This is a genomic window from Dialister sp., from assembly GCF_036343215.1.
In the GTDB taxonomy this organism is placed as follows: Bacteria; Bacillota; Negativicutes; order Veillonellales; family Dialisteraceae; genus Dialister.
On record NZ_JAZASU010000084.1, the window covers coordinates 1 to 7,508 of the forward strand.

Sequence of the window (7,508 nt, forward strand, 5' to 3'; positions counted from 1 at the left end):
GGTTTTAAAAGAAAGACTTGAAAATATCCAGCATGAAATAGATGAAAAGGAGAAGGACAAAGAGAAGAAAACCGCCTAAAAAGGGCTAACCCCCGAACAGAAAAATTAGGAATGAGTGTCCTTGACAACGGGACCGTTTTAAGAACCTGTAATGTAATAATTTAAGTTTCCAGGCACTATGTGAGGCTCTGATAACTGCGAACTTTCAAATACAAGCATTATGTAAGACAGATGCCTTTCGGCTATACAGTCATTCGCATCTCACTCGCCCGCGGGGATGAAAGAAGAGAAAGAGTACACCGAGGAAACACGGCAACTCGCAGTGAAAACTCTCTTCTTTACAGGGCATGTCATATATTTCTATTTTATTGTTCCACAGAGGAGAGGATATTATGAAAAAAATTCTCGCAATCGCAGCTTGCGCTGCACTCGGCCTTGGCGTATCCGCATACGCTGCCAACCCGTTCTCTGATGTGTCCACTGATGACTGGGCATATCAGGCAGTTTCCGATCTGTCCGACCAGGGCGTCGTAGAAGGCTATCCGGACGGCACCTTCAAAGGCGAAAAGAACATGACCCGTTACGAACTGGCTCAGATCATCGCCCGCCTCATGGCTAAAGAAGATCAGCTGAATGCTGAGCAGAGAGCCACCCTGGACAAACTGTCCGGCGAATATGCAGACGAACTGGCAAACCTGGGCGTTCGCGTAGGCAACCTGGAAAAGAAAGTAGGCAACATCACCTGGTTCGGCGATGCCCGTATGCGCTATAAAGAAAAATATACTAAAGACGCTGATGGCAAACTCACCGGTGATACAACCGGCGTATGGGATGGCCGTATGCGTATCAATGTTAAGGCTCAGGTCAATGATTCCACCTATGTTCGCGGCCGTCTCGTTCAGAACATGGATTTCAAGGCTGCTGATGACGGCTCTACTTCCATGAACGTCCTCTACGTTCATCATCAGTTTGGCGATAATGCAAGTGTAGATCTTGGTAAATCTTTCCTCACCCTCGGCCAGACAGCTCTCTTCGTTGATGACGTCCTCGATGGCGTTCAGGGTACCTTTGGTAATAGCAAACTTGCCCTCAACGCAGGCTTTGGCCGCATCAATGCATGGGAAGCCGATGGTTTTGACGGAAAAGACCTTGCTTTTGCAAGAGTCATTGGTAAATCTGGACGTTTTGCTTATGATGCCGGATACATGACTCTTACCGGAAAGGGTGACCAGGGCACATGGTGGGGTGCAGGTCTGACCGCTGGCATTACCGATGATTTGGATGTATTTGGCGATTACTATCAGAATACCGATGCCAAAGGCGATCCGGCTCTCTGGACTGCAGGTATCGGCTATGGTCACTATGCGGCTAAGAAACCGGGCACTTGGAGACTGACTGCTCAGTACGTGAAGGATGAAAAGGGTGCTTACCGTGGCGCTGCTTCCACTTTCACTGCATTCCCCCTGAATGTTACTGAAAATAAGTATGACACTCATTTCTGGCTGGTTAACGGCGATGTGATGCTCGCCAAGAATGTCCGTCTCCATGGCGAATACGCATTCGATGTAAGCACCAACAGCGATGTCGACCTCGATGATACCTTCACCGTATCCCTGAACTACAACTTCTGATAGTTTCCGTTCACGAACTAAAAAGAGCTCCCCTGCGGGGGCTCTTTTTGATTGTCTGCAGGATAAAAGATTTCAGCCGGCTGCGGCTGATCAGTGGGGTTCCATTGAAAAGCAATCCGCTCACGGTTCTCAAAAGCAAAAGACGGCGTGGGGCAAAACGCTGAAAAAGATAGGGATGTCCGGTAAAAAGGCATCTCCGGCGTAAGTGCCGTCCCGATTGGCCGGGAAACGGTCGGGCATCAGCCTCATAAGCTTCCCGGTACACAGGGTCTGACTGAAAGAAGACATCCGGGAAATGGACCTCTGCCGGAAAGCAGGTGGTCTCTGTACCCGGAGCGTTCCCTGGTTTTATATGTATGTTGGAAAATTCACAGAATATTTTTAAAATATTCATTTCATATTATCATATTTTTCAAACTAATTATTGATTAACTCGAAAATCAGAGCTAATATATTAGGAGAGTTTCTAATATTTTCAGGGAAAAGAGGATATTATGAGGAGAAAATTATTAGCAGCAGCCATGGGAATGCTTTGTGCAGCAGCCGTATTTTCAGGATGCGGAGGCGGCCAGCAGGCGCAGAGCGCGAAGGCTGACAAACATCTGAATGTGGGTCTTTACTGGCTGGGTGAAACGGCCGATCCGGCTCATGCCTGGGATGGATGGACCATTACCCGTATCGGCGCCGGTGAAACACTTGTCACCGTGACGGACAAGATGGAATTTGCCGGCCAGCTGGCGGACAAGTGGGAAAATGTAAGCCCCACCACCTGGAAATTCCACATCCGTGAAAAAGTGAAATTCCAGAATGGCGACGACATGACTCCGGAAATGGTCAAGGCTTCTCTGGAACGGACGCTGAAGGAAAGCGAACGGTCCCAGAAGTCTTCGAAGATTAAGGAAATCAAGGTGGATGGACAGAATCTGATCATCGAAACCAGCGAACCGAATGCAGCTCTTCTGGCTACGATCACGGAACCGGCTTTCTGCATCATCGATACGAAGGCAGATCTCTCGAAAGCAGAATCCACTCCTGTCCTGACCGGTCCGTACCAGATCACGAAATACACGAAGAATGAAGAAATCGACCTGAAGAAGAATGACAATTACTGGGGCGGCAAGACCGGTCTCGATTCTCTGACCGTGAAATTCATTAAAGATGACGGCAAACGGGCCATGTCCCTGCAGTCCGGGGAACTGGACATGATCCAGCGTATGGATACGGCAAGCCGCTCCCTCTTTGCCAATGACAAATATGACATCCATGAAACCGTGGGCACCCGTGTATACATGATGGATATGAACGTGGAAGGCGTCCTGAAAGACCCCCATCTCCGTCAGGCCGTGGCATCGGCAATCAATTACAATGCCATTGCTGAAGTGGAAGGAAACGGTGCCCTCCCTGCAGGCGCTCCATTCCCGCCATCCATTCCTTATGCCCAGACCAAAAATAAACAGGCCTTTGATGCCAATAAAGTCAAAACAGAACTGGCCGCTGCCGGCTACACGGAAAAGAATGCAGAAGGCATTTATGTGAAAGACGGGAAGCCCCTCAGCCTGTCCATGGCCGTCTGGGGAAATAAGAGCCAGATGTATGAAGCCATCCAGGCCCAGCTCAAGGAATCCGGTATTGATGCAAAGATCGTCCGCATCCAGGAACCGGATATTTCCAAAGTAGAAGCCCATGATCTCACCGAAACGAACTGGATTACCGCAGGCACGAACGATACCTACTGGTTCCTTGACCAGGTATACCGCACCGGCAGCCGTTCCAATTATGGCCGCTATTCCAATCCGGAAGTGGATGCCCTCCTGGACAAGATGTATGCTTCCTTTGACACGAAAGACCGCCAGGCCCTGGCAAAGGAAATTGCAGAAAAAGTCGTATCCGACAATGTGGCCATCTGGCTCGATTATCCGGCCAACAATATCGTCACCACGAAGAAAGTGAAGAATGTACCGGTATTCCCGATCGATTACTATGTCATCACGAAAGATATCACGATCTGAGTGATTTCCGAAAAGAGCCCTCAGGGCTCTTTTCTTTTCAGAAGGCAGGGAGATTTCCATGTTCCTTTCCCTTGTGTGCAGGCGGGTCATTCATATGGTGGTGACTCTTATCCTGCTGACACTTCTCACCTTTTTCCTGCTCAATCTTTCCCCCGTAGATCCTGTGGAAATGCAGCTTCTCCGTCAGGGCGTGGCCCCGGATCCGTCGCTTATCGCTTCCATGCGGGAGCAGTATGGTCTGGATCAGCCGGTGTACATCCAGTATATCCGCTGGCTTCTGGGACTTTTTCACGGGGATTTCGGGTATTCCCTGGCCTTCAGCCAGCCTGTAAGCGTACTGGTAGGAAGTGCCATTCCGAAAACGGCAGCCCTTGCATTTTCATCCCTCCTCCTTTCCATTCTGGTGACTGTACCTCTGGCTTTTGCGGCTTTTCATTATTACCGCCGCCTGCCGGATCTGGTCATCCGCATCCTTACCTTTGTGGGCCTGGCTATCCCGACATTCTGGCTGTCCCTGCTGCTTATTTATTTCTTTGCCGTGAAACTGCAGCTCCTGCCGGTCAATGCCCGGGGCGCCCAGGGAATGATTCTTCCCACCGTGGCCCTTTCGGTCTGGATGTGCGGACTTTATATCCGGCGCCTCCGGGGAGCTCTTTTGGAAGAGTACAGGAAAAATTACATTTTAGGCGCCAGGACCCTCGGCCTTCCCCGGTCCATGATCTGGAGGAAATATCTTCTCCCCAATGCGCTGCCCGGCGTGATTTCCATGCTGGGGCTGACCATGGGAAATATTCTGGGCGGTTCCGCCGTGATTGAAACCATTTTCGGCTGGCGGGGCATGGGGGAACTCATGGTGGATGCGATTCTGAATAATGATTACATCCTCATGCAGTCCTATATCCTCTGGGGTGCAGGCATTTTCATCCTGGTGAATCTCATTTCCGATCTTCTCTGCCTTTACCTTTCGCCGGAAGCCAGGGAGAAGGGAGGCCTCTCATGAGAACGCTGAGACTTTTATGGCAGAGCAGCCATTTCCGCCTTCTGGGCGGTCTGGCACTGCTCTGGATTCTCATCATGGCAGCAGCTCCCTATCTGACTTCCTCCGATCCTTACCAGGTCCATATGGGTGAGCGCCTCCTTTCAGTGAGCGGCGCGCACTGGATGGGTACGGATCAGCTGGGAAGGGATGAAATGGTCCGGATTCTCTGGGGCGGCCGGATCAGTCTTTCCATTGCTTTCCTGACAGTCGCCCTGACGGCCATTCTTGGAGTCCTTCTGGGAACGATTATGGCCCTGGGAAATGGACGGGCGGCCGCTTTCTGCTCGGGAGTGCTTGACTTTTTCCTGTCCCTTCCCACCATGGTTTTTACCATTTCCCTCATCGGTATCCTGGGACCGGGACTGTTCAATATCGTTTTCTCTCTGGTGGTCACGAAATGGGCAGAATATGCCCGGGTTACAAGGACTCTGGTGGAAATAGAAAAAAGCAGGGGCTATATCCGGCTTGCTCCTTTTGCCGGCGCTTCCCCTTCCCGGGTAGTGGGACGGTACATCCTGCCCAATGTGGTGCCCCAGCTTCTTGTCTTTTTCTGCCAGCATATCAGTGAAGTCATTCTGACCGTGGCCGGACTTTCCCTCATTGGCATCGGGATCCAGCCGCCCTGGCCGGAATGGGGGACCCTCCTCATGAATTCCCGGGCCTATATGCAGACCGCTCCCTGGCTCCTCTTTTTCCCCGGACTTTTCATCTTCATTACGGTCCTCATTTTCAACCTGCTCGGTGATGTGATGAGAGATGCTCTCGATCCCCATGATGAAGGGAGGGCTTAGTATGGATGAACCGATTCTGGAAGTGCGAAATCTTTCTATTTCCTATGGAAATTTCGAAGCAGTGAAACATATTTCCTTCTCCCTTCACCCGGGCCATGCCCTGGCCATCGTGGGAAAAAGCGGCTGCGGGAAATCCACCATCCTGAAGGCCATCATGCATATCCTTCAGGAAGGAGGCCGCATCACAGAGGGAGACATCCTTTTCCGCGGGAAGAGTCTGAAGACTATGTCCGACGGGGAATGGCAGTCCATGACGGGCCGCAAAATCGCCCTCATTTTCCAGCAGCCCGGGAGCTATATCGCCAGAAATCTGAAAATAGGCGTGCAGTTCCGGGATTTCCTCCTCACCCACGGAGTGAAAGAAAGCGAATGGGAAGAACTGGCCCTGAAACGGCTTTCCGAAGCCGGCCTTCCTGACGGGAGAAGGGTCCTTGACTCCTATGTTTTCCAGCTTTCCGGGGGCATGCAGCAGAAAACGGCTTCCGCCATGGCCCTGGCCTTCAAACCGCCCCTGATTCTGATGGATGAACCTACCAGCGCACTGGATACCGTTTCTTCCCTGGTCCTCCTGAACCGGGCCCGGAAACTGCTTTCCGGGGGAACTTCCATCATTTTTGTCACCCATAACCTGAATGCCGCAGCCTATCTGGCAGACCGGCTGCTGATTATGGAAGATGGAAGAATGATTGAAGAAGGAAAAGCGGAGGAAATACAGAAGAATCCCCGCCATGCATTTACCAGAGAGCTGCTGGATTCCCTGCTCACACTGAGGTGACTATGGAAACACTTCTTACCCTTCATGACATATCCAAAACCTTCGCTGCCAAAGAAGGCCCTTTCCGGGCACTCCGGAATATTTCCCTCACCCTCCATAAAGGAGAAATGCTGGGCATTGCAGGCAAGAGCGGCTGCGGCAAATCCACGCTCCTCCAGATCCTGGCAGGCATGGAAAAACCGGACAAAGGAGGCCTTCACTGGGAAGAAGAAATCAAAGGCCCCTTTTACCGGTTCGTGCAGATGGTCTTCCAGAATCCCTCCGATGCCTTCAGTCCCCGCATGACGGCGGGGGAATTCCTGCAGGAACCGGTCCGGAACTTTCATCTCTGCCCCAAAAGGGAAGAAATGAAACTTCTGGAAGAAGCGCTCCGGCTGACCGACCTTCCTTCCCATGTGCTTGGTGCCCTCCCGCACCGCCTTTCCGGCGGGCAGCTGCAGAGAATCGTCATCGCCCGGGCCCTTCTGGTCCGGCCGAAACTCATCCTTTTCGATGAACCCACCAGTGCTCTGGATGTGATTACACAGAAAAATATCCTCGCCTTGATCCGGAAACTTCATGAAAATCTCCATTTCACCGGGGTCTTCGTCAGTCATGATCTGGCTGCCGTCCAGGCTGTCACAACCCGGATGATCATCATGGAAAACGGGCAGATCGTGGAGCGGCTTCGTTCCGAAGATCTGAAAAAAGCCATCCATCCCGCCTCCCGCCGCCTCCTGGAAGCCCAGATCCAGGGCAGGGAGGAAATCATTCCGGAACCGGAAGGGGAAATCCTCCTCTACGAGAATGGTACCTTCAGCACCTGCAGCGAATCCTCAGCGGAAGGCCTCAAAGAAAAAGATATCTCCCTGTCTCCAGACCATCAGGTCCTGGCCAGAATGAAATAAGAAAAAGGACTGTGAAACCATTCACAGTCCTTTTAAAATGAGAAAACGCGATGGGGAACGGCGGCATTACGGTACGCATGAGACTTTTGAGGCAGTTGGCATTCTTACTATAGCAAGCCCCCTTCACCCTCCGGGAGCGTCCCCCGTTGGGGGACGCTTTTCGAAAATGCGGGGGAAATTTACTGACGAAAGTGCAGTTCGTCCCCTCACCCGCTTCGCGGGAGCTCCCCTATCGAGGGTAATGGCACACACTTAAGGATTTACTCCTAAAAACAGACAATTACATAACCCTATTTTAGCGTATCCAGCAGGATACGCTTTTTAATTTATTAATTTTAAATTTTAATGCGCGGAAAGCTTGACACAATGGAAAAAA

At 51.4% G+C, this 7,508-nt stretch carries 6 protein-coding genes; all 6 read left to right on the top strand.

Annotated elements, in window-relative coordinates; genetic code table 11:
* The first annotated feature begins 392 nt into the window (after positions 1-392).
* Positions 393-1,631 (top strand): S-layer homology domain-containing protein, encoded by a 1,239-nt coding sequence (locus VZT47_RS08575; protein WP_330224553.1) that lies wholly within the window; start codon positions 393-395, stop codon positions 1,629-1,631.
* A gap of 494 nt (positions 1,632-2,125) precedes the next feature.
* Positions 2,126-3,640: an ABC transporter substrate-binding protein gene (locus VZT47_RS08580; RefSeq protein WP_330224554.1), complete on the top strand. Its 1,515-nt coding sequence runs from the start codon at positions 2,126-2,128 to the stop codon at positions 3,638-3,640.
* A 58-nt stretch (positions 3,641-3,698) separates the two neighbouring features.
* Entirely contained in the window at positions 3,699-4,640 is a 942-nt protein-coding gene (locus VZT47_RS08585) for an ABC transporter permease (RefSeq protein WP_330224555.1), read from the top strand.
* A complete protein-coding gene (locus VZT47_RS08590; RefSeq protein WP_330224556.1) occupies positions 4,637-5,470 on the top strand; it encodes an ABC transporter permease in 834 nt (277 codons plus the stop codon). The genes VZT47_RS08585 and VZT47_RS08590 overlap by 4 nt, the downstream gene beginning before the upstream one ends.
* Position 5,471: 1 nt before the next feature.
* The gene (locus VZT47_RS08595) at positions 5,472-6,245 is read left to right on the top strand and encodes an ABC transporter ATP-binding protein (RefSeq protein ID WP_330224557.1); all 774 of its coding nucleotides are present in this window, start codon (positions 5,472-5,474) and stop codon (positions 6,243-6,245) included.
* 2 nt (positions 6,246-6,247) lie between these two features.
* A complete protein-coding gene (locus tag VZT47_RS08600) occupies positions 6,248-7,132 on the top strand; it encodes an ABC transporter ATP-binding protein (RefSeq protein WP_330224558.1) in 885 nt (294 codons plus the stop codon).
* Positions 7,133-7,508: the final 376 nt, after the last annotated feature.